This is a genomic window from Solwaraspora sp. WMMB335 (genome assembly GCF_049179075.1).
In the GTDB taxonomy this organism is placed as follows: domain Bacteria; phylum Actinomycetota; class Actinomycetes; order Mycobacteriales; family Micromonosporaceae; genus Micromonospora_E.
The window spans coordinates 2,795,584-2,821,589 of sequence record NZ_JBMHMF010000001.1 but is presented as its reverse complement, the minus strand read 5'-3'; the positions used below and the strand labels follow the sequence as shown (position 1 = coordinate 2,821,589).

The 26,006-nt window shown below is 69.0% G+C and carries 26 protein-coding genes and 1 pseudogene; 14 read left to right on the top strand and 13 right to left on the bottom strand.

What is annotated here, in order from left to right; all coding sequences use genetic code 11:
• The first annotated feature begins 184 nt into the window (after positions 1-184).
• Complete coding sequence (locus tag ACN27F_RS12060; RefSeq protein WP_421433384.1) at positions 185-1,498, top strand: helix-turn-helix domain-containing protein; 1,314 nt, start codon at positions 185-187, stop codon at positions 1,496-1,498.
• Here the strand turns inward: ACN27F_RS12060 and ACN27F_RS12055 are convergent.
• Positions 1,484-2,524: an NAD-dependent epimerase/dehydratase family protein gene (locus ACN27F_RS12055; RefSeq protein ID WP_421433383.1), complete on the bottom strand. Its 1,041-nt coding sequence runs from the start codon at positions 2,522-2,524 to the stop codon at positions 1,484-1,486. The two genes, ACN27F_RS12060 and ACN27F_RS12055, sit on opposite strands and share 15 nt — an antisense overlap.
• A gap of 415 nt (positions 2,525-2,939) precedes the next feature.
• Here ACN27F_RS12055 and ACN27F_RS12050 point away from each other — a divergent pair, with 415 nt between their 5' ends.
• The 8 genes from ACN27F_RS12050 (at position 2,940) to ACN27F_RS12015 (ending at position 8,113) form a co-directional block, all read left to right on the top strand.
• Entirely contained in the window at positions 2,940-3,305 is a 366-nt protein-coding gene (locus ACN27F_RS12050; protein WP_421433382.1) for a hypothetical protein, read from the top strand.
• Positions 3,290-3,889: a GNAT family N-acetyltransferase gene (locus ACN27F_RS12045; RefSeq protein ID WP_421433381.1), complete on the top strand. Its 600-nt coding sequence runs from the start codon at positions 3,290-3,292 to the stop codon at positions 3,887-3,889. Before ACN27F_RS12050 ends, ACN27F_RS12045 begins: the two co-directional genes overlap by 16 nt.
• A gap of 152 nt (positions 3,890-4,041) precedes the next feature.
• Positions 4,042-4,872: an IS5 family transposase gene (locus tag ACN27F_RS12040; protein WP_421432800.1), complete on the top strand. Its 831-nt coding sequence runs from the start codon at positions 4,042-4,044 to the stop codon at positions 4,870-4,872.
• Positions 4,869-5,276, top strand: a complete 408-nt coding sequence (locus tag ACN27F_RS12035; protein WP_421432803.1) for a hypothetical protein — start codon at positions 4,869-4,871, stop codon at positions 5,274-5,276. The genes ACN27F_RS12040 and ACN27F_RS12035 overlap by 4 nt, the downstream gene beginning before the upstream one ends.
• A gap of 111 nt (positions 5,277-5,387) precedes the next feature.
• Positions 5,388-6,050: a DUF433 domain-containing protein gene (locus ACN27F_RS12030; protein WP_421433379.1), complete on the top strand. Its 663-nt coding sequence runs from the start codon at positions 5,388-5,390 to the stop codon at positions 6,048-6,050.
• Positions 6,051-6,084: 34 nt separating this feature from the next.
• Positions 6,085-6,462, top strand: coding sequence for a hypothetical protein (locus ACN27F_RS12025; RefSeq protein WP_421433378.1), 378 nt, complete (start codon positions 6,085-6,087; stop codon positions 6,460-6,462).
• A gap of 93 nt (positions 6,463-6,555) precedes the next feature.
• Positions 6,556-7,644: an asparaginase gene (locus tag ACN27F_RS12020; RefSeq protein WP_421433377.1), complete on the top strand. Its 1,089-nt coding sequence runs from the start codon at positions 6,556-6,558 to the stop codon at positions 7,642-7,644.
• Entirely contained in the window at positions 7,637-8,113 is a 477-nt protein-coding gene (locus ACN27F_RS12015) for a PPC domain-containing DNA-binding protein (RefSeq protein ID WP_421433376.1), read from the top strand. Before ACN27F_RS12020 ends, ACN27F_RS12015 begins: the two co-directional genes overlap by 8 nt.
• A gap of 40 nt (positions 8,114-8,153) precedes the next feature.
• On the opposite strand, the gene ACN27F_RS12010 is transcribed toward ACN27F_RS12015, so the two are convergent.
• From ACN27F_RS12010 to ACN27F_RS12000, 3 genes are read right to left on the bottom strand one after another with little or no spacing between them, the layout of a single operon-like run.
• Positions 8,154-8,459 (bottom strand): helix-turn-helix domain-containing protein, encoded by a 306-nt coding sequence (locus ACN27F_RS12010; RefSeq protein ID WP_421433375.1) that lies wholly within the window; start codon positions 8,457-8,459, stop codon positions 8,154-8,156.
• Positions 8,456-8,989 (bottom strand): Imm1 family immunity protein, encoded by a 534-nt coding sequence (locus ACN27F_RS12005; protein WP_421433374.1) that lies wholly within the window; start codon positions 8,987-8,989, stop codon positions 8,456-8,458. Before ACN27F_RS12005 ends, ACN27F_RS12010 begins: the two co-directional genes overlap by 4 nt.
• 12 nt (positions 8,990-9,001) lie before the next feature.
• Positions 9,002-9,214: a hypothetical protein gene (locus ACN27F_RS12000; RefSeq protein ID WP_421433372.1), complete on the bottom strand. Its 213-nt coding sequence runs from the start codon at positions 9,212-9,214 to the stop codon at positions 9,002-9,004.
• 374 nt (positions 9,215-9,588) lie between these two features.
• Here ACN27F_RS12000 and ACN27F_RS11995 point away from each other — a divergent pair.
• The 3 genes and pseudogenes from ACN27F_RS11995 to ACN27F_RS11985 form a co-directional block, all read left to right on the top strand.
• A pseudogene (locus tag ACN27F_RS11995) lies at positions 9,589-10,839 on the top strand (AMP-binding protein); the annotation flags it as partial.
• A 411-nt stretch (positions 10,840-11,250) separates the two neighbouring features.
• Positions 11,251-12,966 carry a condensation domain-containing protein gene (locus tag ACN27F_RS11990; protein ID WP_421440142.1) on the top strand — a complete coding sequence of 572 codons (1,716 nt, stop codon included), beginning with the start codon at positions 11,251-11,253 and terminating at the stop codon, positions 12,964-12,966.
• Positions 12,967-13,414: 448 nt separating this feature from the next.
• A complete protein-coding gene (locus ACN27F_RS11985; protein WP_421433371.1) occupies positions 13,415-13,618 on the top strand; it encodes a hypothetical protein in 204 nt (67 codons plus the stop codon).
• A 331-nt stretch (positions 13,619-13,949) separates the two neighbouring features.
• Here the strand turns inward: ACN27F_RS11985 and ACN27F_RS11980 are convergent, their stop codons facing one another.
• From ACN27F_RS11980 to ACN27F_RS11970, 3 genes are read right to left on the bottom strand one after another with little or no spacing between them, the layout of a single operon-like run.
• Positions 13,950-14,393 (bottom strand): Imm1 family immunity protein, encoded by a 444-nt coding sequence (locus ACN27F_RS11980; protein ID WP_421433370.1) that lies wholly within the window; start codon positions 14,391-14,393, stop codon positions 13,950-13,952.
• Complete coding sequence (locus tag ACN27F_RS11975) at positions 14,390-15,133, bottom strand: DddA-like double-stranded DNA deaminase toxin (protein ID WP_421433369.1); 744 nt, start codon at positions 15,131-15,133, stop codon at positions 14,390-14,392. The genes ACN27F_RS11980 and ACN27F_RS11975 overlap by 4 nt, the downstream gene beginning before the upstream one ends.
• Entirely contained in the window at positions 15,134-15,391 is a 258-nt protein-coding gene (locus tag ACN27F_RS11970; protein ID WP_421433368.1) for a hypothetical protein, read from the bottom strand.
• A 335-nt stretch (positions 15,392-15,726) separates the two neighbouring features.
• On the opposite strand from ACN27F_RS11970, the gene ACN27F_RS11965 reads away from it, so the two are divergent.
• Positions 15,727-16,299 (top strand): hypothetical protein, encoded by a 573-nt coding sequence (locus ACN27F_RS11965; RefSeq protein WP_421433367.1) that lies wholly within the window; start codon positions 15,727-15,729, stop codon positions 16,297-16,299.
• A gap of 14 nt (positions 16,300-16,313) precedes the next feature.
• On the opposite strand, the gene ACN27F_RS11960 is transcribed toward ACN27F_RS11965, so the two are convergent.
• The gene (locus ACN27F_RS11960) at positions 16,314-19,856 is read right to left on the bottom strand and encodes an AAA domain-containing protein (RefSeq protein ID WP_421433366.1); all 3,543 of its coding nucleotides are present in this window, start codon (positions 19,854-19,856) and stop codon (positions 16,314-16,316) included.
• A 416-nt stretch (positions 19,857-20,272) separates the two neighbouring features.
• Positions 20,273-20,959 carry an alpha/beta fold hydrolase gene (locus ACN27F_RS11955; RefSeq protein ID WP_421433365.1) on the bottom strand — a complete coding sequence of 229 codons (687 nt, stop codon included), beginning with the start codon at positions 20,957-20,959 and terminating at the stop codon, positions 20,273-20,275.
• A 97-nt stretch (positions 20,960-21,056) separates the two neighbouring features.
• On the opposite strand from ACN27F_RS11955, the gene ACN27F_RS11950 reads away from it, so the two are divergent.
• A complete protein-coding gene (locus ACN27F_RS11950; protein WP_421433364.1) occupies positions 21,057-22,094 on the top strand; it encodes a helix-turn-helix transcriptional regulator in 1,038 nt (345 codons plus the stop codon).
• Here ACN27F_RS11950 and ACN27F_RS11945 read toward each other — a convergent pair whose 3' ends face one another.
• Genes ACN27F_RS11945 through ACN27F_RS11930 form a run of 4 tightly spaced genes read right to left on the bottom strand, consistent with a single transcriptional unit; the run spans position 22,095 to position 25,927 of the window.
• Positions 22,095-23,360 (bottom strand): MFS transporter, encoded by a 1,266-nt coding sequence (locus ACN27F_RS11945; RefSeq protein ID WP_421440140.1) that lies wholly within the window; start codon positions 23,358-23,360, stop codon positions 22,095-22,097. It lies immediately after the preceding gene.
• A gap of 5 nt (positions 23,361-23,365) precedes the next feature.
• On the bottom strand, positions 23,366-24,568 hold the full coding sequence (locus tag ACN27F_RS11940; RefSeq protein WP_421433363.1) for a MalY/PatB family protein: 1,203 nt from the start codon (positions 24,566-24,568) through the stop codon (positions 23,366-23,368).
• Positions 24,569-24,997, bottom strand: a complete 429-nt coding sequence (locus ACN27F_RS11935; protein ID WP_421433362.1) for a GFA family protein — start codon at positions 24,995-24,997, stop codon at positions 24,569-24,571. It lies immediately after the preceding gene.
• 12 nt (positions 24,998-25,009) lie between these two features.
• On the bottom strand, positions 25,010-25,927 hold the full coding sequence (locus ACN27F_RS11930) for a 2OG-Fe dioxygenase family protein (protein WP_421440138.1): 918 nt from the start codon (positions 25,925-25,927) through the stop codon (positions 25,010-25,012).
• Between the last annotated feature and the right edge of the window lie 79 nt (positions 25,928-26,006).

Below are 26,006 nucleotides of genomic sequence, written 5' to 3'. Positions count from 1 at the left end.
CTGGGCTCGGTCGCGGAGCTTTAGGGAAACAATATAGTTCCAGGGTCCGTGTAGGTGATCTCCGGAGCCCTGCCGACAAAATGTTGACAACCGGCGCCTCCACGTTGGGCGGCGGATGCGAGATCATTTGTGTATGTCCGATGGTCGTGTTGATCAAGAGTCGCCGGTCGATGATCTTCTACAGGTGCGACGTGCGCTGGGTCGTCGGTTGGCGGTGCTGCGGCAGGCGGCCGGCTACACGCAGCATCAGTTGCCGAGGTTGATCCACTACCACCGCAGCAGTGTGGCGAACGTGGAGACCGGTCGTCAGCGAGCGCCACGAGACTTCTGGCAGCGGGCGGACAAGCTGCTGGACGCCGGTGGTGACCTGCTGGCGGCGTTTGACCGTGTCGAGTCGCAGCACCGCCGGCATAAAGTTGATCAGATGGCCAGCCGGTTTCCGGCCGAGGTGATTCCGGAGACCCCGCCGGAGCCTGGTCAGGGCGGAGCCGTCCGAACGATCGTGCAGGCCGCGCACGAGACCCGTGAACATGCTTTGAACGCAGGTGCATTGGCAGTGTCAGATGTTGCTATCGAGCAGTTGCGCGACGACGTCAGCCGGCTGGCGCGGCGCTTCCCGGAGCTGGAGCTGCAGCAGATCGTCGGCGAGACGCTTCGGATTCGCGATCTCGCGGTCGGTCTGCTGGAGCACACCCGCAGGCCCGCGCAGCAGAGTGAGCTGTATCTGATCGTCGCCCAGGCAGCGGCGCTGTTGGTCAGCGAAAGCGTCGACCTCGGCCTGTGGTCACCGGCGATGCAGTACGCCCGAGCCGCCTACGCCTACGGCGAGATAGTCGGCCACGCCGGTGCCTGTGCCTATGCCCGAGGGATGCAGGCGACCATCGCCTACTGGACAGGGCAGGTCGACGACGCCGTTCACTACGCACAGGCCGCCGCCGACCTCGCCCCGGCAGGGGTCGCGCGGGTCCGCGCGTACAGCGTCCTTGCTCGTGCACTGGCGTACCGAGGGGACGCGGGCGCGGTGGTGACCGCGATCGCCACCGCAGCGGACGCCCGTAGCCAGGCCGGTCGTGACGAGTTGCACGATGTCGTTGGCGGCGAGTTCGGATTCACGGTCGAGCAGCAGGCCCGTTGCGACGGGACCGCGCTGCTGCAGGTCGGCCAGGTCGCGCAGGCCACCGACGCGGCGCGACGTGCGCTCGATCTGGCGGCGGCGACCCAGGCGCAGTGGCCGACGGTTGTTGCGGAAGCCCGCGTCGACCTGGCGGCCTGTCTGCTGCTCGGTGGGCAGCTCGACGCGGTGGAGCCGACGCTCGCGCCGGTGTGGGCGATGCCGCCGCAGTGGCGTCGCGCCGGACTGATCGGCCGGATCGACAGTCTCCGAGGCTCGCTCAACGACCGCCGTTGGCGTGGCAGCTCGATCGCCCGGTCGACCGTCGATCGGGCCGCAGCGTTCGTGGCCGTACGGCCGGAGATTCCGGCGCTACCTGGCGTCTGAGCTGCGCTGCCACTCGGTCAGCAGTTCGCGTTCGCGGTCCTGCGGCAGGCCGTGGTCGGCGGCGCGGGCCGCTTCGCCCTCGCCCACGATCCAGCTGCCGCCGTCGGTCAGCCACGCCCAGGTGTCGTCGATGGTCGCCGCGAGAGGTGCGCAGCGCAGCCCGGCGGCCTGTGCCCGTGAGCTGTCGACGGCCCACACGCCGGCATGAGTACGCCACAGCGGCAGGCCGGTCCACTGCTCGACGCCTTGTGCGGTCAGCCAGTCGGGGTCGGCCCAGACCGGTTCCGCATCCGATCCGGTTGCCGTGATGCAGCCGGTGACCAGGTCCGCGAATGTGGCGTGCCCTGGCGGGGCGGTGATGTTGAAGGTGCCCGAGGTGCCGTGGCGGGCGCAGCGGAGGGCGAAGTCGGCCACGTCGCGTACGTCGATCGGCTGAATCGGTCGTGCCGCCGGGGCGGGCGCGAGTAGCTGACCGCCGCGGGCGGCGCGAGCCAGCCACCAGGTCAGCCGACCTACGTACTCGTAGCGGCCGAGGATCACGCCGGGGCGCAGGATCGTCGTCTTGTCGGTGCCGACGGCCGCTGTCACGGCCTGTTCGCAGCCGGCTTTGAGCGCGCCGTACTGGCCGGCGTAGCCGAGGTCTGCCCCGAAGTCAGATCCGGCGTCCGGTGGGCAGTCGAAGACAGGGGAGTCCTCGTCGAGCGGCTGGTCCGGCCAACCGGTGTAGACGTTGACAGTGGACAGGTAGACGTAGTGTCCGACGACGGGGGCCAGCGCCGTCGCGGCGGCCTGGACCTGGTTCGGGACGTAGCCGATGGTGTCGATCACGGCGTCCCACGGGCCGTGGTCGGCCAGCCGGTGGAGGTCGTCAGGGCTCTCCCGGTCGCCGTGGACAGCGGAGACACCTGGGGTGTCGGCTGCTGACGTGCCCCGGTTGAAGGTGGTGACCGCCCAGCCGGCGGCGAGAGCCCGCTCGGCCAGGTGGCGTCCGAGGAACCAGGTCCCGCCCAGGATCAGCAGCCGCATGTCCTCATCATGGCGCACCGATGGGTCGACGGCTGATGTGCCCGGAGTGTCAGCCGATTGCTGCCGTGGCGTGACGGCGTAGCCGACAACGAGATCGGGCGAGTTCGCTCGGTGGGCACGCGATTCGTGTCCGATCGATCTTGCGGGAGACGACTGTGGGAAGACTGCTGGCGTTCACCACGGTGGGCATAGCTGCCGGATTCATGCTCGGCTTCTTCACGTTCCGGTTGAAGCAGCGGTGGTGTCCGGTGTGTGGGGCGACGTTGCGGTGTCCGGAGTGTGGGCCTCGGCATTCGATGCGGTTCAGCCCGACCGGTCCGGCCGGCGTGCCCGGTGCGGCGGGTGCTGGTCGGTCCGGGGCTGTGGGTCGGGCGGCGGTGGACGCGGCTCGGGTGAACCGTGGCCGGTGGTCGCGGTGAGGGCAGAGTTGCGGGAGCTGGCCGCTGCTGGTGGTGGGGTGCTGGTCGTCCGGCACGGCGGGCAACCTGGGGTCGGCCGGGTCGGCGGTTCGGCGTACCGCGATGTGACCGGTGTGGAGCCGGCGGCCGACAGCGGCGGCGGTGGTGGTCATGTGGCGGTGCGGCCGTCGTGGTCGTGTGCCGGCTGCGGCGGGTTGTGGCCGTGTCTGGTGGCGCGGGTGGAGTTGGCAGGGGTGTTCGGGCCGGTCGCGTTGGCGACGTACGCGGTGGAGCGGATGACCGAGGCGGCGTTCGACCTGCCCGAGGTGACGGCGGCGGAGTTGTTCGACCGGTTCCTGGTGTGGACGTGGCGGCCGTGCTGACCGTGCGGGCGGCGACGGCCGCCGACGTGGAGCCGTTGGGGGAGTTGTTGGCGCAGTCGTGTGTGGTGGATCCGGTGGTGGCGTGGCTGATCGGTGATCACGCGCTGCGCTACCTGACGATGCATCAGTTCTTCACCGCCGAGGTGGAGTTCGGTGTGCGGCACGGGGTCGTCGATGTGGTGGGGCACTGTGACGGGGTGGCGATCTGGTATCCGCATCCGGCGGATCGGCTGCTGGGTGCGGAGCATCAGCGGCGCAGGTTGCGGTCCTGCGGGGATCGGCACGGACCGTACGCGCACTACACCTTCACCGCCGGCCGTCTGGAACCGACCGGCCGGCACCACCACCTGGCGTTCCTGGCGGCGGCACCCTGGCTGAGACGCAAAGGCATCGGGTCGGCGCTGCTGGCCGCGCATCACAACCGGCTGGACCGGATCGGCATGCCGGCTGTGGTCGAGGCGAGCAGCCAACGGTCGAAGGCGTTCTACGAACACCACGGCTACCGCGTCGTACGGGTGGCGCACCTGCCGGCCGGTGGCCCGCCGTTGTGGGCGATGCGCCGCAGCGGCGACCCGGTCGATTAACCGCCCATGGCCGCCGCGCTCCGCGTCGGCTGAACCGGTGCCCGCGGCGTCAGAGGCTGGTTCGCTAGGTCTTGTCCATTGTGGGTTGGTCTGATCGTGCGGATGTGAACGTTGGTCGTAACCGGTGAGGACCCGACCGCGTTGGGTCGATCATGGGTGAACGCGCGGCGTATCCGAGTGACCTGACCGACGAGCAGTGGGCGGTGATCGGACCGTTCCTGCGGGCGTGGAAGACCCGCCACCCGTCGGTGTCCGGGCATCAGGGCCGCTACGAGCTGCGGGAGATCGTGAACGCCATCTTCTACCAGAACCGGACCGGCTGTCAGTGGGCGTACCTGCCGCACGACCTGCCGCCGAAGTCCGCGACGTACTACTACTTCGCCCGGTGGCGTGACGACGGCACCGACCAGGTCGTCCACGACCTGCTGCGCTGCCAGGCACGGGAGAAGGCCGGCCGTACCGAGGACCCGACCGCGGTGGTGCTGGACACCCAGTCGGTCCGCGTGGCCAACAATGTGCCCGCCGCGACGACCGGCAAGGACGCCGCCAAGAAGGTACCGGGGCGGAAACGGGGCCTGGCAGTGGACGCGTTGGGGCTGGTCATCGCGGTCGTGGTCACCGCCGCGTCGGTCACCGACAACGCCATCGGCATCCGGCTGCTCGACCGGGTCGTCGCGCACACCCCCACCGTGACCCGCGCGTGGGTCGACGCCGGGTTCAAACAGGACATGGCGCTGCACGGCGCCCTGGTCGGCGTCGACGTCGAGGTCGTCAAACGCGCCGACACCCGGCCCGGGTTCGTACCGGTCCGCAGACGGTGGATCGTGGAACAGACCCTCGGCACCCTCATGCTGCACCGCCGTCTCGTCCGCGAGTACGAGAGCCGACCGGAGTCCAGCGTGTCACGGACCTGGTGGGCGTCCACCGCGAACCTGGTCCGCCGACTCACCGGCACCAGCACACCCACCTGGCGGCACCGGTGAACCTCACCACGGTCCTCGACCTGATCACCCACCGGGAAACCACCGCCGGCCAGACAGCCGACCGGCTCCGCGAGCAGATCGCCACACTTACCGCCGAACTCGGCCGCGTCGACAGCGAACTGGCCGCCCTGGCGACCACCCGCACCACCCTGCGCGCGCTCGCCGCCACCGAGTTCACCGCCGACGACCCGACCTTCGCCAGCACCCCCTACCAGCAGATCCTGGAAGTCCTCGCCACCGCACCCGCCGGGATGCGGGCGAAGGGCATCTGCCTCGCGCTCGGCGTCGAACCCTCACCGAAACACGTCGAAGGCACCCGCGCGAAGCTCAAACGCATGGTCAACCGCCAGGTCCTCACCGAAGACGAGCCCGGAGTATTCACTCTCGCCCCGAAAAGGACGTAATCTTCCGAACTGCCCTCTCAGACCGTGTTCCGTGACACGGAGCGGGAGCTGATGCGACGGGTGGACCTCACGTGCGATGCTGACGACCGGTCGGGACGTTGAGGGGGTGGAATGAACGACATCCGGTTCACCGAGGGAATCCTCAACTTCACCCAGGCCGCACGGCACCTGCGGGTGCCGCAGCAGACCTTCCACCGCTGGGCGAAGGGCTACCCCCGGGGCGGGCCGCTGCTGCACATCGCTGACCCTCAGTCGAGTCCGCTGCCGGTCACCTTCATCGCCCTGGCCGAGGCGCACGTGTTGGAGGCGCTGCGTACTGCCGGCGTGCGTCCGCAACGGATCCGCCCCGCCCTCGAAGCCCTGCAGCAGGAGTTCGGCCGCGAGTACGTGCTCGTCGCACCCGAGCTGGCTACCGACGGAGTCGACGTCCTGTGGGACTTCAACAAGAGCCTGGCCGATCACGGGCTCATCGTCGGCGGCACCAACCAGCACGTGATCCGGGAGATCGTCGCCGATCACATGCAGTACATCGCTTTCGGCGGCGATGGCTTCCCGGAGCGGCTGCAACTGTCCGCCTGGCTCCCGTCGAAGGTAGAGGTCGACGTGCGCCGAGCCTTCGGCCAGCCCATCTTCGCCGGCACCGGAACGAGGGTGGCGGACGTCGCAGGCATGATCAAGGCAGGTGAGAGCGCTGAAACGGTCGCGGACGAGTTCGGCCTCTCCATCAGCGACGTCCGTACCTCCGCCCGCATCCTCCTGGGCGTCGCCGCCTGAGTTCTACGTCGACGAGAACATGCACGGGCGCTCGTTGCGCCGGTTCATCGTCGGTCTGGGCTACGTCGTACACAGCCCTGCATCGGTGTTCGGCAGGGAGCGGCTCGAAGCAGGGCTCCGCGATGAGGAGTGGCTGCCGGTGGTCGGATCGAAGGGCTGGGTGGTGTTCGGGCGTGACCAGAACATCCTCAAGCGGGAAGTGGAGATCCGCGCACTCCTCGACGCGAAGGTCCACATGTTCCTCTTCCCCGGCGGGATCAGCCGCGCGGAAATCCTGGAGGTCGTCGGAGCCAACCTCGCCGAGATCTGCACGGTGGCATCCGCCCGGCGACCAAACGTGTACTGGCTCCGGAAAGACAACGTCGTCAGCTACGAGCAACGCCTGAACGAGCGGCTCCGCCGTCGGAAGTGACCGGCCCCAGCTGCGCGGTAGCAGAACCGGCCTCGACGTACTCAGGGCTTGCCCGGTGCTCGTCACAACTCCCGTCCGTACGGAAGGAACCCGGTGTCCTCAACCCCGGCAACGTCCACGCCACGGGTGGTGGTGTTCGGCCTCGGCGGCACCATCGCCATGACCAGCAGCACCGGCGGCGGCGCGGTCAGCCCCACTCTGACCGCCCAGCAACTCGTCGACGCCGTACCCGGACTCGCCGACGCCTCAATCGCGGTCGACGTCGTCGACTTCCGCCGCCGCCCCGGCGCGAGCCTCACCGTCGCCGACCTCACCGACCTGCACACCGCCGCGACGCGCGCCCTGGCCGGCGGCGCGGCCGGTGTCGTCGTCACCCAGGGCACCGACACCATCGAGGAAACCGCCTACCTGCTCGACCTGCTGCACCACCGCCCCGAACCGGTCGTCGTCACCGGCGCGATGCGTAACCCCACCCTCGCCGGCGCCGACGGCCCCGCGAACATCCTCGCCGCCATCCACACCGCCGCCTCCCCGGCGGCGCGGGACCAGGGCTGCCTCGTCGCCTTCGCCGACGAGATCCACGCCGCACGATGGGTGACCAAGACCCACTCCACCAGCGGCGCCACCTTCCGCTCCCTGGACACCGGCCCCCTCGGCTACGTCCTCGAAGGCACCGTACGGATGCTCAACCAGGTGCCCTACCGGATGACCCTCCCCGCCCCACGCCGGGCAGACACCGCGACCGTCGCCCTGCACACCGTCACCCTCGACGACGACCCCACGCTCCTCGACGCCATCGGTCGGCCCTGCGACGGCCTCGTCGTCGCCGGATTCGGCGTCGGCCACGTCCCCGAACCCCTCGTCGACACCCTCACCACCCTCGCCGGACGAATCCCCGTCGTCCTCGCCTCCCGCACCCCCGCCGGACCCGCCCTCACCCGCACCTACGGCTTCCCCGGCTCCGAGCAGGACCTCATCGGTCGCGGTCTCATCCCCGCCGGTTGGCTCCACCCCTACAAGGCCCGCATCCTGCTCCGCGCCCTGCTCGCCGCCGACACGAAGCCGCACGACATCGCGGCCGCGGTCACCACGGCCGGCGGACTCACCGAACCCACCGCCTGGCCCTGGACCACCACCACCAGCAGCGACGACCGGCCGGGAACGAGCCCGACAGATGCGTAGCCACGACCTGACCCCCGGCCGCATGATCGGCGTCGTCTTCGACCACGGCGACGACTTCTTCACCGCCCTCACCGACGCCTGCCGCACCCACGACATCCGACAGGGCTACATCCCGATGTTCATCGCCGGCCTCGCCACGGCGAAAATCGTCGGCACCTGCCAACGCCTCGACAACCCCGACGCACCCGTCTGGTCACACGTCGACCTCACCAACATCGAAGCCCTCGGCGGCGGCACCATCGCCTGGGACGACACCACCGGGACCATCACACCCCACATCCACCTCACCGTCGGACTCAAGGAACACAGCGCCACCGCCCACACCAGTCACCTCCTCGACGCCACCGTCCAGTTCCTCACCGAAATGCTCATCATCGAAGTCACCGCACCGACCATGCGCCGGCTACCGAACCCCGACCTGTACGACGTACCGCAACTGCACTTCGGACCGGCAGGGCACGGGAGCTGACAAGCAGCGCCTCGGTGCCCAGCTCCAGCAGGCGAGCAGGTCACGGGGCAAGCGGGAACTCCGCGCGGGTGCTGGTGCCGGTGATCTTGATGTCCAGCTCGCCTTCCAGCGCCCCGGCCAGGCGATGAAGCAGCGGGAGCGTCGGCGTGACCGCGCCACCTTCGAGCCGCGAGATCACGGTCTGCGTGGTGCCAGCCCGAGCGGCGAGCTCGGCCTGGCTGAGGCCGAGCGCGACCCGACGATCGTAAACGGCCTGCCCGAGAGCGATGCGGGCACCGGCCTCGACGTACTCAGGGCTTGCCCGGTGCTCGTCCGGAACAGTCCACCTGGTGTGGTGTCCCTTCACGGCGTCATCCTCTCCCGATCGGCGGCCGGTCGTGGCAGGGTCGGCGGTGCGCGGCCGGTCCGCAGATAGCCGACTGCGGCCGCGATCGCAGTTTCGGGGCGAAGGCGCAGGTGCTCGGCCGCGTACTCGGTGGGAACGCCGCCGAGGTCGAAGCTGATCCCGGTCGTTGGCGGCCGGACATCGGGCGCGGTGAGGTGGTAGCCGTCGTCGGCGATGTAGGCGACGAAGGCATGGTCGGGGTGGCCGAGCCCGAGCTGTAGCCCGGGGGTCAGCTCGTCGGGGCTGTCTGGTCCGGCACCATAGATCGTCACGACGACCGGTTCGGCGCGCTGCTGGATCTCGCGCAGCAGGGAGCCCAGAGCAGTGGCGTCCGTCTTGGCGGTGCTGTGGCTTTCCCTACGGTCGCCGCGATCGTAGGACCAGTTCACCTTCACCCGGCGAGCGCCGTGCCCTGCCGGCCGTTCCGGCGGCGGTGACCAGGTGACGCAGGTCGGGCGGTGCCCGGTCGGGTCGTAGTCAGCGACGGCCACATGTGTTCGTTCCTACTTCCGGCTGTCGGGTGCAGCGAAGCGCTCGATGATGTGCGACGAGTACAGGCCTTCCGGCGCAGGGATCGCACCCTTCTCGCCGTTCGGGGCGTTCTCGTACTCGGCGACCATCGCGAGCTTGTACTCCGGGCTGAAGACCCGCCGCGACGGCTTCGGCACCGGGTCCCCGCCGCCGGACGTCGGCTGCTTGCCAGATGAAGTGGACACGTACACAAGGATCTCCGATCCCCGTCCTCAGGTCAGCACCCCCATCACACGGGGTGTCTCACACCATCCTGACGAGAGGGGAACGCTCCGGCTCACCGGTCAACACGACCGTCGGGTCGGGCTTGGTGCGCATGCCTCCATCACTCCGGGTAGTCGCGCCTAGATGAGTGCGGCGGCCCCATGACCCCGCCATGGTTCCTCAGGCTCCCGTCAGCTTTCCCTCAAGTGTCGGTCGTTCGGGGGCCCCATGATGGGTCTAGCCACCCACCCGCCCTGACCGAGCGGCGTTGAAACTAGACCCGGGAGTCTCTTCGTTGGTAGTCCGATCAGAACAGACGTACGGAGCCAGGTTGACCGCGAGCCTCCTCGACACGATGGTCGAGCGTCTCGACATCGCTCCCCGGGCTCCCCTGTATTCGTTTCTCGACCGGCACGGGGTGGAGGTGGACGCGGCCGATTGCGAGGAAATCGCGCGCCGTGCGGTCGGGGCTGCCGATCTCCTCCGGACGGCCGGGGTCGGGCCCGGCGATCCCGTTCTCCTGGTCTTTCCGCCGGACGGTCTCGAGTTCGTCGCGAGCTTCTTCGGCTGCATGCTGGCCGGCGCGATCGCGGTCCCGGTCGCGAGCCCCGACCCACGGCATCTCGACCGGGAACTGCCGAAGCTCCGCCATATCGTCGAGGACAGCGGCGCACGCGTCGCGCTCACGCATGCGAAGTATCGCGCGCTCACGACCCTAGCGTCGGTGCGCGACACCGTGACCAGCCGTCTGCGCGGCCGCGAGAGTTCGAGCTGGCCCGCGCTCACCTGGCTGCTGTCGAATCGTATCCGGCGTGCCGAGCCGGGAGAGGCCGCGGCCGCGCTCGCCCACGCGGCGAGCAGGTTCGGCCCGGACGACATCGTGTATCTCCAGTACACCTCCGGCTCGACGTCGGCGCCCAAGGGCGTGGTCGTGCGTCACCGGAACCTCGTGCACAACCTCGAACTCATCGCACGCAACACACACGTCGACAGCGAATCGGTGCTCGTCGGCTGGGTGCCCCTGTTCCACGACATGGGGCTCGCCGGCGGGATCCTCAATGCGATGTACACCGGTGCGCGCTGCGTCGCCTTCTCCCCGATGACCTTCCTCGCCTCGCCGCGCCTGTGGCTGGAGGCGATCGACCGCTATCGCGGCACACACATCGCCGGGCCCAATTTCGGGTACGACTACGTGCTCCGCGGCCTGGGCGACGGCGGGACGCTCGACCTCTCGTCGCTCCGCGCCACCCTGCAGGGCGGTGAGCCGATGCTGCCCGCGACGATGGACCGCGTCGGAGCCGGGCTCGCGCCGATGGGCCTCGACCCGGCATCGCTCTGCAACGTCTACGGTATGGCGGAGTCCGTGCTGTTCGTCTGTGGTCAGGCCGGCCGGAAGCCGACGCTGCTTCGGGGGGACCGGACGGTGCTGGACCGGGACGGCGTGATCGTCCCGCCGTCACCACACGCACCCGTGGTGACGCTGGTGGGCAGCGGCGTCCCCGACGCGGAACTGGGCGTTTCGGTGATCGCCGTCGACCCCGTCACGCGGCTTCCCCGGCCACCCGGCGCCGTCGGCGAACTCTGGGTCTCGAGCCCGAGCGTGTCGGAGGGCTACTGGGGACGGACCGACGAGGAGAACGCGGCCGTCTTCGCCGCGCGCCTGGCATCCGACGACGACGGGCGGCGATTCCTGCGTACCGGTGACCTCGGGGTTGTCGGCGACGACGGTGAGGTGTTCGTCTGCGGCCGGCTCAAGGACCTCATCATCGTCGGCGGTCGCAACATCCATCCGCAGGATCTCGAGGCGGCGGTGGTGGCGGCCGACCCGATCCTGCGGACGGGTAACGCGGTCGCCTTCGGCGTGCAGGTTGACGGCGTCGAACGGGTCGTGGTGGCCGCTGAGGTGCGCAGGGAGTTCCTCGGCGGCGGAGAGTCCGTCCCGCTCGACCGCGCGGTGGCCGCGATTCGCGCCGCGGTGGCCGCGCACTGCGGCGTGCAGTGTCACGAGGTCCTGCTGATGAGGCCGGACAGTCTGCCGAAGACGACCAGTGGAAAGCTCCGGCGCGGCGAATGCAGGCAGCGCTGGGCGAGCGGCTCGCTGCGCTCGTCGGCCCTCTCCGGACAGCACCGGGCGGCGCCGGAGGTCCCCGCCGATGCTGCGGGCACGGAGTACGTGCTCCGGCTGCTGCAGACCGAGGTCGCCGCCTTGTTGCAGTCGCCCGGTCCAGACGACGTGCCGGTGGATCAGCCGCTCCGCGATCTCGGCCTCGACTCGCTCGGGTTGATGGACCTGGCGAAGCGCATCGAGGACCGGACCGGAGCGCGCGTACCGCCGGCAAGCGTCGACGACGGCACGACCCTGCGGGCGATGGCGACCTCGGTCGTACGGTGGTTCGCGCTGGCGCCCTCCGAGCCCGGCGAAGCGGCGGGCCGGAGCACGGGCGACGTCCCGTTCAGCGCCGGGCAGACGGCCGCCCTACAGCGGGGACAGTGGACCTGGTGGAGCCGCGCGGTCATGCTGGACGTGCACCGGCGGCTCACGCCGGAACAGCTTCGCCGTGCCACGGCTGCGCTGGTCGCCCGGCACGAGGCGCTGCGCCTCCGGTTCCGCCGGGTCGACGGCGGCTTCGCCCAGCGCTACGGCGACGTCGAGGGCAGCTTCGCCGTCGAGTCGGTCACGGTGCACGAGTCCGACGATCTCCTGCCTCTGCTCAACGAGCAGCATCGCCGCCTCAGCCTGGAGAGCGGCCCGGTGATGCGGCTCCTGCTGGTGGAGACCGGCTCGGAGCAACGCCTGTTCATCACCGTCAACCACCTCGTCATGGACGGTGTCACGCTGGGCATCCTGGTCGACGAACTGGACCGCCTCTGCCGGGGGGAGGAACGCGGCGAGCCCCTCGGTCTGCCGCAGTCGTCGGCGAGCTTCGAGGCGTTCACCCGCCGGATGAGCGACTTCGCGCGTGGGGAAGCGACGACCGACCTGGACTTCTGGCGCGAACAGCTCGCCGTGCCGCCACCGGCCGCCTACGACTCGCGGGTGCAACCGGGCATCCTGCTGAAGGACCTGGCGTACGCCGACCAGTACCTCCGACCCGATGAGACGCGCGCGCTTCGCAACATGCGGATAGGTGGCCCGGACGGACCTCGGGCGCCGATCGCGACAACGCTGCTCGCCGCGCTGCTGCGGACCGCTCAACGCCAGTGGAAATGCGGTCGTCTCGTCATCGAGCTGGCCAGCTCGGGGCGACAGACGGCGGTGCACGGCCTCGACCTCTCGCGGACGGCGGGCAACGTGCAGTGCGCTTTCCCGCTCGCCTTCGAGGACAGCATCGCCCAGAGCCCGGGAGAGACGGTGACCGCGGTGGCCGAGCGGCTCACCCGTGTCCCTTCCGCGGGCATGTCGTTTGACGCGCTCAAGTATCTGAACGACGATCCGGCCGTGCAGAACCACATCCGGAGTGCACCTGCCCCGACGCTGTGGTTCAACTTCCAGGGAGAGGCACCGACGCGCAGCGGCAGCGGCCTGTTCTCGCTGCGCGAGTCCCCGCTCGGCGACATGGGGGATCCCGAGGCCGGCGTACGACAATCGCCGCTCTACCTCGAATGCAACATCGCCGGGGGGACGACGCGCATCCGTTGGAAATATTCGCCGCGGCATCTGAACTGGTCAGGGGCGGAGATCGACGAGTGGACCACCACGTTCCGGGACGAGCTCACCGGCATGGCTCGATGAGAGAAGCCGGACGGCCCTACTGATCGCCGCGATCGGCCTGCCGGTCTTGTCCCGCACCGGGACTGGACGGGCCGGTCTAGCTTGCGCAGCAGCTTGGCGGCTTCGTATCGAGCTGGATCTCATACGGCGGCCGCCGAGTTGGTCCGGTCACAACCCGAACTCGGTGCGAAGCTCTGCCAGCGAGACCGGTTTGGTGCCGGGCGGCCGAGATGCTCAGCTCCTGATCGGGCTTGGTCGGTTCTGCGGTCACGTACGAACCGTACTTCTTGCACGAGCCGTACGTTGTTTCCTTGTGAACCCTGCATTACTCCATTGGGTATGAGCAGCTGGGGTTCTTGGCACGGTGGCTCGGCCGGCGAAGACGCGGCGCTGGCGTGCCGCGTTTGTCGGTCCGGTGACGGTCGTGCGACGCTGCGCAATCAGTGTGGCGACGGCAGGTGGAGGCGTGGTGCGTGAGGCCGAGGTCAAGTACCGCGTCCAGGACCGGGAAGCGCTGCTCGTCGCGCTCACCGCACGCGGCATCGAGCCGGGTCCGCCGGTCGTCCAGGACGATCAGGCGTACGCCCCCGCCACCCGGTCGTACGGCGACAGCAAGACCGGCGTCCCCTTCGTACGATTGCGGCCGTCGACCGCCGGCACACCTTCACCCTGAAACGCCCCGTCGACAACGCGCTCTCCTGCGACGAGTACGAGACGGCGGTCACCGGCCGCGAGCAGATGCACGCTGCCATCCTGGCGATGGGCTCCCGCGCCACCGTACGGATTGCCAAAGTGCGCCGGACCGTCCGCCTGCCCGACGGCGAACTGTGCGTCGACGACGTCGCGGGGCTGGGCACGCTCCGTGAGCCGGAACGCATCGTTACCGGTGTGAGTAGCGGTGACGGATCCCGCGCGGCGCAGAGGTGGCGAATTCCCGCAGCGTCTGGCGTGGTGGTGCTGTGGTTCGTTCTGCGGCTGCCCTTGTCGTATGCGCAGAGGGCGCCTCAGCCAGCGGCCGTCGGCCCTGGCTGGTCCGGCGGTGCTGCCTGGTCCGGCGGTGCTGACGACCAGGTGAGGCCGGTCGGTCGTTGGCCGGTCGTCACGTACTCGACAATGGCCTGTCGGGCGGTGTCGACGCCGACCCGGGCCAGCCAGGCGGGCACGTCAACGGTCCCGCTGTCCGGCGACTCCAGCACGGCTATCGGCACGGTCGGGTCGAGCTGTACGCCGTACGAGCCGTCTGACCAGCGCAGGGCAGCTCGTCCGACGTCGATGTCCACGTCGATTCGTAGTTCGGGCGGTGCGTCCGCCGGTCCGAACCATATCGTCTGGCCACATCCGCCGTGCGGCATGATCGATGTTGCCTGCTCGTCGAACCACTCACCGGCGTCATCCGGGCCGGCCAGCGGCTCCCGATGTCCGTGGTAGTCGGTCATGACGAACTTCATCGGATGATCCTCTCGCCCGTGCCCACGTAAGTCCTTTTCCACCAGGTTTTTCCCTGGTCCCGTGTCGCGTAGATCGTTAGCTCGGAGCCCGAGGGAATGATGGACGGCAAAATCTTGTCGCAGGACCATTCATGATCCTGGTCTCGTTGATTGCTTCCACACACGGTGTTGTCGAGCACGAGATCCGCCTTGTCGGTGCCGTCGCGCCGCATCATCGCGGCTACTTTGGACTCGACGTGTTGATAAAAGGTGACAGGTGGGCCTCGCAGGGGATCGGATTTCAGGTCCGCTGCAACGCTTTTGTCCCGTCCGCCAGACTCGACCTGGTTGCCGGCGTAGATGCCCGAGGTGGGACGGCTCACGCCTTCCGGGCGCGGCAGGAACGTCGATCCTGCCTCCGCGACATCTCGGGGGAGGGTTTCCGGACGAGACCACGAAGCGCTCGCCGGAGACGGCGACGAAGAGCTTTCGGATTCGATTGAAGATCCGTTGATCCTGCCGGCGTAGTTGCTGATGTGCTCCCGTGACCTGGACAGATGCTCCAGTGCGGCGGTGAGATGCTGTTGTGCACGATTGACCGCTGCGATCGCGGCGAGTATGTGTGGATTGCTGCTTCCTCGGGTGGACCTCTGTAGCGCCTCGGTCAGCTTGGCGGTTCTTGCCGCCAGGTCGGCGACTGATCGCGTTGGTAGCTGCCGCACCGCTCGTTGAAGGGCGGATATGACCTTGTCGAGCGCCAACTACGCCCCCATGACCCGAAGGTAGTTTCTGCACTCGCCGGCCGCCGCGTCCAGTTCAACTCGTACGCCTTCGAGTTCGTCGACCGCAGCGCGAAGCTCAGCCAAGGCTGACAGGGCGTCTGGGGCCTGCGCTCCCTGCAGCGTCAGGGTCAGCGCTGTCATGACACCTTGAACCTCGTCGCCGATGCGACCGGCGGTCGATCGATTCAGTTCCTCGACCGCTTGTCTAATGATCTTCGCAACATCCTCTACCGACATAAGTGTCCCTGGTTCGGCTTTGGTTGCTGGTGCTCGCTACTTGCGGGTAGTCACGGTGGTTCCACTGTAACTTCTGTTGAAGCCCATGAATGATCTCTGTGGCCTAGTGACAGAATTCTGACTACGGCATGCCGGCGTCAGATGGAAGTTGCGAGATCATTTCTTTTCAGCTCGCGGCCTGAATTGATCAAGTGTCGCCATTCGATGATCTTCACGGACGCGACATGCGCACCTGCCGGCCGCCGGACCGCCGCTGCGGGCGATGCGCCGGGGCGGTGCACCACCCGACCAACCACCCCGTGCGGTCCTCGACCGGTCATGGAGGCGGCGCGGGCGTGATCGGGACCCTGATGCGGGCTCCGTCCGCCTGGCATGAGCTTCGGTACGAGCGCGCCACCGGCGCCGACGACGACCGCTACGACGACGACCGCTACGACGACCGCTACGACGACGACCGCCACGCGGCGCCGGGCGGGCTGTGGGCGTTGCAGTACGATCGATGGCCCGACGACGTCGCGCAGTGGGCGGCGAACGAGCGGTCGCGCTTCCCGGCCGACCCGGCCGCCGCGTACCGGCTCCGCTGGGCGGCCGGCCGTGAGTGGGGCAGGGTGACCCTGGGCGTGCTGCACTACCAGTTGGCTGACCTGGGGCGTCCGCGCGGGAGATTGCGGCTCAGCGCGAGAGGCTGCGGTACGCCGACACTCCCTGGAAGCGGGCTGGCCGGCGTGGTGTTCGCCGAGGCCGACCGGCAGGCACGCCAGGTCCCGGCACTGCCCCCGGTGGTGCTACGGACCGCTATCGAAGCCGCCGAGAAGGCCGGCGACCAGGCCAGAGCGGAGCACTACCGGCGGCTACGTGACGCCGAACAACGGCGAATCGACGCGGAACTCGGTCGAACGACCGCCTGACCTGCCGGGCGGCGCTACGGTTCGATTGGGGACTGGTGGGGCAGCTTCGCCGCGAGGACATCGAAGTAGCGCATCGTCGACCACACCTTTCGGTCCCCGATGACGTACAGCCTGCGTTTGGCCCGGCTGACCGCGACGTTGAGCAGGTTCGGCTTGCTCGACGCCCACCGGAGCGCGCCGAGGCGGTCGGGCGCACCGCCCAGGACGAACACCACGACATCGGCCTGCTTGCCCTGGGCGGTGTGTACGGTGCCGGCGACCAAGCCGGGATAGCGCCAGGTACGCCGCCTGACCTCACGGGCGACGTCACGGAACGGGCCGATCACCATCACCTCCGACATGTCGAAGCCCAGGTCGGCGAGCGTTCCGAGGATGCGGTCGAGTTGTCGGCCCTGGTCGGGAATCCAGTGACCCTGCGCCGCGGAGCCCGCGATGTCGATCCACTTCGACGGGGGCAGCGTCGGGTAGTCGGCGCGAAATCTCTCCCGGGCCGCCGTACCGGTGCCGTCGATCATCAGGCCGTCATAGGCGACCTGGTTGACGATGTCGAACATCGGTTGGTCGCAGCGTCGGTGCACCGTCAACGGCACACCGACCCAGGTCGGGTTGCTGTCGTCGGCGTCCGTCAACCAGGTGCCCAGCGGCGTCAGCCGGTCAGCGAGACGCTGCACCGAGGTACGGCTGGGCGACCACTGCTCGTCGACCTTGAGTTCGGCCCGGATCGCCTGTTCGGTACGGAACGGCAGGGTGGTGATCGGCTCCAGCTGCAGCGGGTCGCCGACAACCACGGCGCGTTTGGCCCGCCAGAGCGCGCCGACGGCGTTCTGCGGCGTCGCCTGGCCGGCTTCGTCGATCAGCAACCACCCGAGCGCCTCCTTGCCGAGGTGGCCGAACAGTCGGGCGTACGAGGCGAAGGTGGTGGACACCACTGGTACGACGAAGAACAGGCTCTGCCAGGCCGCCAACGCCGCATCGGCGGGCACGTCGTCGGGGGCGTCCCCGCTGACCAGGTCCATCGCGGCCTGCAGGTTGCGTCGCAGCGGGGCGGCGCTGTGCCGAAGAAACGCCTTGTGCAGCGCCAACGCGGCGAGAAACAGCTCGCTGCGGGCCGTGTTCCAGTCCTTGTCGGTCCAGGGTGCCGCCGTTTCCCGGCGCGGACGATCGGTGTGCCAGCCGGCGTCCGGGTAGTGCCGGCCGAGGGCATCGGCCGCCCGGGCGAGGGCGACGTCCAGCGCGGCCAGCTCGCTGTCGGCTGCCCGTATTGCGTCCTCGGTCTCGCGGAGGACCCGGTCGGCGGCCGAGACCTCGCGGGCGGCCGACTCGACCGACCGCCGGGCGGCGGCCAGCGGCGGGTGGTCGACCTTTGGCTTGGGAATGCCCGCGTCCAGCTTGCGCTTGATCGCGTCCGCTTCGCGCCGTGTGTCGTCCACACCCTGATATACGGCGTCGATTTCCCGCTGGGCGGCGCTCGACTCCGCGTGCGCGGCGTCGAGTGACGCTTGTGCCCGGTGGACCTCGTTGAGGAGCCAACGGTCGTAGTGTGACCAGCTCCGGTAGGCCTCGCCGAGGGTGCGCAACCACTCCCACAGGCTCGGCCGCGACTGTTGGTGTGCGGCGCGGGTCTGCCACCGTCGGCTCAGCTCGGCCTCCCACGACCGGACAGCCCGCTCCGCGGTCGCTCTACGGCCTGCGATCAGGCGTTCGGCCTGGCGTTGACCGTCCGCGATGCTCTGTTCGGCGGCCACGAGGCGCCGGCGGGCGTCCTGTTCGGCTTCGGCCTGGCGGGTCCGTGCGATCCGGTCGGCCTCCGCCGCCCGCGCGCGTTCGTCGTCGACGGCCGCCGTGTGCCGTAGTCGCGCCGCCTCGACCGCGTCCGTCGCCGATTTCACCGCGTGACGCAGGTCAGCGAGCTTCTCGGCGAGCTGCGCCCGGCGCTGGACGTCCCGGTAGACCTCGGTCCGTTGCGTACGGAGCCGCGCCACACGGGTTTCCGCAGCCCGAAACTGTGCCACCGCCTGCGGCCAGGGGACGTCCGGGCCGGTCTGCTCGTACTCCTTGAGTACCGACAGCAGTCCCGACCAGCGGTGACCGTCGTCGCTCTCACCCGTGCGTTTGTCGGCTGGCCTGTCCGTCGGTTTGTCCGGGGTGTGGTACCAGAACCTGTCGACGAAGCGGCTGCGGTTGCTCTTGTTGCCCAGCCGTGCCGCGACCAGCGCCCACGCGTGATCCGTGACCGGTGTGGCCGTGGCGTCCGGGCCTTTGGCGAGCAGCGCCGTGGCGACATCGGGGAAATAGTCCACGGCGGCGGCCTGTTCCCGCCACGACTCGCCGATCGCCCCAGCGGCGGGGATTTCGTCGGTGACGTTCTGTACGGCGCCGTTGTTCGCCGAAGCGACGACCATCTCGAAGCCGGTGAGGGCCGGACGCCACACGTTCACGGTGCGGGTCCGTGTCGCGGTCCGCCAGCGCAGCGTCCGGCCGGTGAACGCCTGGCGCGGGTCGGTCAGCGCTGCCAGCCGGTGGGCGCGCTCGACGACGAGCGCGGCTACGAGGTCGCGCAGCATCGTGGTCTTGCCTGTGCCGGGTGGGCCGTTGACGCCGCGTACGCCGCCGGTGGTCATGCTCAAGGCGTCGTTGACCGCGAGTTGCTGATTGAGCGCGAGCGCGTGCTCCGGTTGGCTCGGCCAGCGTCCCGCCGGAACGGTGTCCGGTGCCGTCGCCGTCAACACCGCGTCGGTCCGATCTCGTACGTTTACCCGGTCCCTGGTCGTGATGTCGGCCTCGGGACGTAGGTAGTCCCGCAGCGCGACGCCGATGCTGCCGTTGGCTGTCTCGTCCGCGACCAGATCGAGATCGTTCATGATGAAGCTGTTGAGGAACTCGCTGCCGGCGGCCTGCGCGGCGCTGCGGGCCACGATCTGGCTTTTGATCCTGATTTCGGTGCACGACAGCAACGTGTCGATGCCTGTTACCTCCGCCGCCGTCTCCAGGCACGAGGCGAGTAGCTCGTGATCTATCAGATACGGCAACCACTGCCATCTCGGCACGGGCTTATCGGAGTAGTCGTCCTCGCCAGTGATCGCCTTCACTGTCTTCCGGAATGTGGATGTCACGTCGTGAAACTCGGACAGTAGGTCTCCGTCGGGGCGTTTGTCCCTTACCACCTTGCCGGTGGCCCAGGCGCAGCTCGACAGCACTACCGACTCGGGAAGGACCACACCGTGCTCGTCGACCACGAAGGCGGCGAGGGCGCTCTCTCCTGCTGGCCGCTCGTCATAGCTGTCCTGGTCCGGCCCGAAGACCGTCGCCAGCTTCTCGAACAGGTGGTCGAGGCGGTAGATGCCCAGGTAAACGACATGTTGCCAGGCCTGCATGCGGTGTAGCTTCCGCCGGGCGAGCTGGTGGCTCTTTTCCCAGGGTAATGGCTGCCCGGAGCTGACCGGGAACACCAGTCGATCCGGGTCGGTCTTCTCGACACCCTGCGGACTGAACATTTCCACCGTCCGCCAGAACCGGATGATCTGCGCACGTGTGGTCTGCGTGTTCGGTCCCAACACCACTCCGATCGTCGCCCGGTTAATGCCCCGATACGAATGATCCTAGCGTTGGTGGTTCCCGGGGCTTCCGTGCGATCCTCAGTGCACTGTCTATATCAAAGTGGTATCGAATTGGCGAGAGCATTGACGTACAGCGAGTGGCGCGGGGCGTACGTGAAGTCGAGCGGGGCGTACGTGAAGTCGAGCGGCATGGCGCATTGACGTCGAACTGGGCCGGAGCGGTGGCGGCCGAGCCGGCGTAGACGACCAGCTTGCCGTCAGCCTGCGCCCGGGTCTCCCGGATGCTCATGCCGCCCACCACGGTCTGGTGCGTGCCGGACGACCACAGCACGCTGGTGGCGGACCTGTACAGGACTAGGTTGCCGTCCTGCTGCTGCGTCAGGTGGTAGACCTCGTTGGGCGAGGACAGGTACCACTCAGCGGTCGGTCGCCGCCTCGGCGAGCAGGCGGGCGAGTTCGGCCGGCCGGGTGAACATCGGCCAGTGGCCAGAGTCGATGTCGACGTACTCCAGGTGCTTGGCGCGGGCGAGCTCGGGCACGTCGCCGGCGTCGATCCACTGCCGGGCCTCGGCGGGGGTGAACTCCGGGCAGACGAGCAGCACCGGTACGTCGAACCGCCGCTCGTCGGTCAGCCGTACCAGGCCTTTGGACACGCCGACGGGGACCGGAATGGCCGCCGACGCGATCCGCTGCCGGGCCGGTTCGTCCAGGTCGGCGGCGTCCGGTCCGTCGAACGGCGCCCATCCGGGGAAGGGTACGACGCCGTCGCGCGGCTCGAAGAAGTCGGCGTACGGCTGCCCGTCGGCGGTCGGGAACCCGCCGATCAGGGCGACCTTCGCCACCCGCGCCGGTCGGGCGTCGGCGGCCAGCCAGGCCAGCGTGCAGGCGGCCGAATGTCCGACGACCATCGGCGGGTCGGCCGCCGCGTCCACGGCGGCGAGCACCGCCGCCACCTGGTCGTCGAGGGTCGCGGAGGAGGAGCCATCGCCCTGGCCCGGCAGGGTCAGCGGCACCGGCCGGTGGCCGAGCTCCCGCAGTGCGAGTGCGACCTCGTCCCAGGCCGAGCCGTCGAGCCACAGGCCGGCGATGAGCAGAATGTCCACGATCAGTCTCCTTGCTCCAACGTGTCGTCAAGGCACCGTAGAACCAGTTCCGGACGATCGACTTCCGGTTCCTCGGACGATCTTCTAACCTGCCCGGGTGCCGACCGACCTCAGCCCGACCGCGCGGGCGCTGCGCACCATCGAGATTCTGCAGAACCGGCCGGGCGTCACGGCCGACGAACTCGCGGCGGGCCTGGGCGTCACCGAGCGTGCCGCGCGCCGCTACGTCGGCATCCTGCGCGAGGCGGGGATCCCGGTGGAGTCCACCCGCGGCCCGTACGGCGGCTACCGGCTCGGTCGCGGGACGCGGCTGCCACCGGTCGTCTTCACCGAGCCCGAGGCGCTCGGCCTGGTGATGGCGGTGCTGGACGGCCAGCCGGCTGCCACGGCCGCCGACGACATCGTCGGACTCGCCCTCGACAAGGTCATCCGGGCGCTGCCGGACAGCGTCGGCCGGCAGGCGGTGGCGTTGCGGGAGCACGCCTCGGCCACGCCGGACCGGTACCCGACCTGCCCGGACCCGGCCACCGCCGGCGCGCTCGTCGCCGCCATCGCCGCCCGCCGGGGCGTGGCGCTGACCTACCGCAGCCGATCCGGTGGCGGATCCGGCAGCCGGTCCGGCGGCGGATCCGGCGGCGAGTGGGAGGCCGAGGTCGACCCGTGGGCGATCGTCGTGCGCCACGGCCGCTGGTATCTGCTCTGCCACTGCCACCGCGCCGACGCGCTGCGTACCTACCGGATCGACCGGATCCGCCGGGTCCGCCAGACCGAACGCGCCTTCACGCCCCCCGACGACCTCGACCCGGTGGCGGCGGTGGCGGAGAACCTGGCCACCGGCTGGGAGTTTCCCACCCGCGTCGTGGTCGAGGCCCCGCCGGCCGAGGTAGCGCCGTGGATCCACGCCGCGATGGGTCGCCTCGAACCCTACGGCGATGGGTGCGTCCTCGTCGGCAGCACGAACAACCCCGGCATGTACGCGCAGGAGTGGCTGGCCCGGCTGCCGTTCGCCTTCCGGGTCGACGGCGGCCCACAGCTGCGCGCCGCGGTGGCTACGCTCGCGGCCCGCCTGACCAGCGCAGTCACCGTAGGCGCAGTTGCCGCAGACGCAGTCGCGGACCCGGCTGGCGGAGTGTGATCACCCCTGACCGATGCCGGCGTCGCGGGGCAGCCGAAGCACCGGTCTGCCGAGCATCGGCAGCAGGCTGGCCAGCATCCCGACGGCGCACACCCACAGAGCGGTCCGTTCCCCGACGGCCTGGACCAGGAAGCCGCCGAACACCCCGCCCACCGGCATCATGCCCCACATCAGGAACCGCATGGCGGAGTTCATCCGCCCGTGCAGTTCCGGCGGGCAGATGGCCTGACGGTAGGTGATCTGCGCGACGTTCTGGATGGCGCTGCCGCCGATGTAGGCGGCGTAGCCGATCGGGTAGAGCGCCACCAGCCAGCCCTGACCGACCAGCGGCATGAGCAGCAGCAGCGGGAACGTCACGGCGAACGGCAGCCACAGCGTACGGGCGATCCCGAACGTCGCGACGAAGCGGTTGGCGAACACGCCGCCGACCACCCCGCCGACCGCGACGGCCCCGGTCACCAGGCCGTACGTCGCTGGCGACAGGCCGAGCGTGCCCACCAGCAGCAACGGCTGGACGGTGAGCAGCGCGTACTCGAACAGCAGAGCGATCATGCCGTGTAGCACGACCAGCCGGAGGATCGGTTGACCGGCGACGTACTGTACGCCGATCGTGAGTTCCCGGCCCAACCGTGGCCGCTGGCCGAGCCGCCGGACCTGCGGCTCTCGCGGTCTGATTCTGCCGAGCAGCCAGGCGGAGGCCAGGTGGCAGACCGCGTTGAACGCCAACGCGCCCGAGGCGGTGACCAGTTGGACCAACGCCCCTCCGGCGGGCGGCCCGACCAGCAGACTCCCGTTCCCCGACACCTCCAGCTTGCCGAACCCGGACAGCAGACGGTCCTTGCCCACCAGGTACGTGACGTAGCCCTGCTGCGCCACGTCGAAGAAGACATTGCCGACACCGATCACCAGGGCGACCAGGTACAGCTGCCCGAGGCTGAGCGCGCCGAACGCGGCTGTCACCGGCACCGACAGCAGCGCCAGCGCGCGGGTCAGATCGGCGGCCACCAGCACCGACCGCTGCCGTAGCCGGTCCACCCAGACCCCGGCCGGCAGCGCGACGACGAGAAAGGCGAGCGTGCCCGACGCCACCAGCAGCCCGACCTGCCGGGCGGAGGCGTCCAGCACGAGCACCGCGATCAGCGGCAGGGCGACGAGCGCGACCTGGCCGCCGGTGCGGCTGACCACATCGGAGGCGAACAGCAGACGGAAGCCGCGATGGGAGCGCAGCAGGTCGTCGGCCGGCCGTACCCGCTCGGGCACGTCCACTGTCGTCAAGGGACCAACCTCCGGGATGTCATCGACCGTATGGGACCCGCTGCTCCGGCGGCGTGGGCCAACCGTCGTACGATCTCGGCGAGAATAGCGGGGGTCGTGGCGAAGTTGAGCCTGAGACAACCCGTGCCGGGCGAACCGAACTCGGCACCGTCCATCACGGTCACCCGCGCGCGTTCGGCGAGGTCCGCGGACGGCGGGTAGTCGCGCAGGTCGAGCCAGCCCAGGTAGGTGCCTTCGGGCGGGGTGTAGCGGGCCATCGGCAGGTGCGAGCCGAGCAACTCGGCCAGCAGATGACGGTTGCGGTCGAGTCGGGCGAGCACCGTGTCGAGCCACGGCCCACCGGTCAGGTACGCGGTCGTGGCAGCCAGGACGCCCAGGGTGGCGGTGCCGTCGGTGTGCAGCCGTCCGAGTTCACTCCACCGCTTCCGATCGGCGTCGTTGCTGGTCAACAACTGGGCACATTTCAGCCCCGCCACGTTCCACGCCTTCGACGTGGACGTGGCCGTCACCGTATGCCCCGCCGCGGCGTCACAGATGGTCGCGTACGGGACATGGCGGTGCCCCGGATAGACGAGCGGCGCGTGGACCTCGTCGCTGAACACCCGGCCACGATGCCGTTCGACGACCTCCGCGACGGCCAGTAGTTCGCCGGGCTCCATGACCGCGCCGAGGGGGTTGTGGGGATTGCACAGGACGACCAGGTTCCCGCCCGCAGCGAAGGCACGGTCGAGGGCGACCAGGTCGTAGCCGTAGCGCCCACCGGACTGCAGCATCTCGATCTCGATGACGCGCCGACCGAGCAGCCGGGGGACGACCAGGAAGGGCGGGTACGCGGGCACCGGCACGATGACGGCGGAGCCGGGCTGGGAGAAGCACTCGACGGCGATGTGCAGGGCACGGATGACGTCCGGCAACGGCCGTACGTCAGCCGGTGACAGGTCCCATCCGTACCTGTCGTGTTGCCAGGCAGCACACGCCTCGGCCAGCTGTGCCGTCAGCTGGGGCGTCAGATAACCGACCTGACTGCGGTTCACCGCGTCGTGCAACGCCGCCGTGATCTCGGGAGCGGTCCCGAAGTCCATCTCGGCCACACACGCCGCCAGTCTGCCCGGGCCGGCCGTGGCCCACTTGAGCCCGTCGCGCTCGCGCAACGAGTCCACCGTGATGGTGTCGAAACCTGTCCACACCTGCGATGTCACCTACTCCGTCAGCACGTGTTTCCCAGCGGCGATGCTCGCGTCCCAGTTCTGACCGTCGAACTCCACGAACTCGATGTGCTCCGCGGGGGAGAGGTCGAGGCACCGCGCGTTGACGCTGAAATAGCCGGTGGGATGCGACCGAGGACGGTAGAAGGGCAGTACGCCGCAGACCGCGCAGAAGGTATGGTCCGCGATGCGGTTACCGAACCGGTACGGCTTGAGGAACTCCTGCCCCTGATGCAGCTTGAACCGCTCCTCCGGGACCATCAGTTCCTGATGGCCGTGCCTGTGACAGATCCCGCAATTGCACAGTGTGATGGTCAGGTTTCGGCTGGCCGCCGCAGCGAACGTCACCCCGCCACAGTGACAGCTGCCGTCGTACCACACGCGCTCGATGGCCTCGACCGTTGCAGGCACCTCTTGGGTCATGTGTCACTCCGATCAGTTCGCGGGTGCGAGAGCGGGGAGGTCTGCGGGCAGGCCGAACGACATGGGCAGCGTCCGGTGCGGGGCGATCGAGTCGTACCGGAACGAGACGTGTCCCTTCTCGGTGGGCTTCCTGGTGAAGAAAATGAGCATGTCCCGGATGGCCGACTCGGTGTCGTCGATCGGGAAGACCGGCGAGACGCTGTGCTTGTACTCGTGATCGACGACCAGCAAGGTGTCCAGGAAGTCGCGGTGCTGCGCCCTGCCCTTGACCAACGCAGGATCCGTCTCATTCCACCGGCTGCCGTTGGCCTCTTCCATGTCGTGGAGGAAGGTCTGCGCGCTGTCGGCGGTCATGTTGCGTGCGGAGAGGAACGTGGTCATGGTGTGATCGACCCCGTCGGAATGCACGCCCTCCAGTGCGGGTTCGCCCAGCAGGCCCGTGGTCGTGACGGTCCTGAGGTTGAACAAAGTGCAGATCCATTCGGCGCGTCCGTAGTCCAGCCGGGGCCGCCGTGCCACGTCGACACCGTGGATGACGAGGAACTTGAAGACGAGCATCGCCTGCAGCGCGGTGTTCAGCTGCAGGTCGTCCTGCACCTCGTCGAACCTGCGCAGCGTCTCCGAGTCGTGCCGGACGAAATCCTCTTCGCGGGAGAGAACGAAGGGCTGCGATTCCAGTCGATATCCGCGTCGCGTCTTCGGGTCCAGGCAGATCCGCCCGTTCCTGCTCTTTCGGAAAGGGAGCGTGGGATCCGACTTCAGCTGGTCGCTTACCAGCTTGAGCCGCTCGAAATCCTCGTCCGTCGCACCGAGTGAACTCAGCAGCGAGACCATTCGCTCTCCGTCAACGAACGCCCATCTGGCACGAATGTATTCGGATCTCACATCCATGACGTCGGACATGGTTGAATCGTATTTCATGGCCTTCATCACTCCCTGCAAATGACCCTGACGGCAAGCGTTCTGTGACCCACACATCATGGTGGGAGTAGCGGATCGGCGCTTCTTC

Coding starts and splice junctions, on each gene's coding strand:
- ACN27F_RS12055 (WP_421433383.1), bottom strand. CDS start 2,524: ATGCGGCTGCTGATCCTGGGCGGGACCTGGTTCCTCGGACGCCACCTG.
- ACN27F_RS12040 (WP_421432800.1), top strand. CDS start 4,042: ATGGGTGAACGCGCGGCGTATCCGAGTGACCTGACCGACGAGCAGTGG.
- ACN27F_RS12030 (WP_421433379.1), top strand. CDS start 5,388: ATGAACGACATCCGGTTCACCGAGGGAATCCTCAACTTCACCCAGGCC.
- ACN27F_RS12015 (WP_421433376.1), top strand. CDS start 7,637: ATGCGTAGCCACGACCTGACCCCCGGCCGCATGATCGGCGTCGTCTTC.
- ACN27F_RS11990 (WP_421440142.1), top strand. CDS start 11,251: ATGAGGCCGGACAGTCTGCCGAAGACGACCAGTGGAAAGCTCCGGCGC.
- ACN27F_RS11980 (WP_421433370.1), bottom strand. CDS start 14,393: ATGAAGTTCGTCATGACCGACTACCACGGACATCGGGAGCCGCTGGCC.
- ACN27F_RS11970 (WP_421433368.1), bottom strand. CDS start 15,391: ATGTCGGTAGAGGATGTTGCGAAGATCATTAGACAAGCGGTCGAGGAA.
- ACN27F_RS11935 (WP_421433362.1), bottom strand. CDS start 24,997: ATGACCCAAGAGGTGCCTGCAACGGTCGAGGCCATCGAGCGCGTGTGG.
- ACN27F_RS11930 (WP_421440138.1), bottom strand. CDS start 25,927: ATGAAGGCCATGAAATACGATTCAACCATGTCCGACGTCATGGATGTG.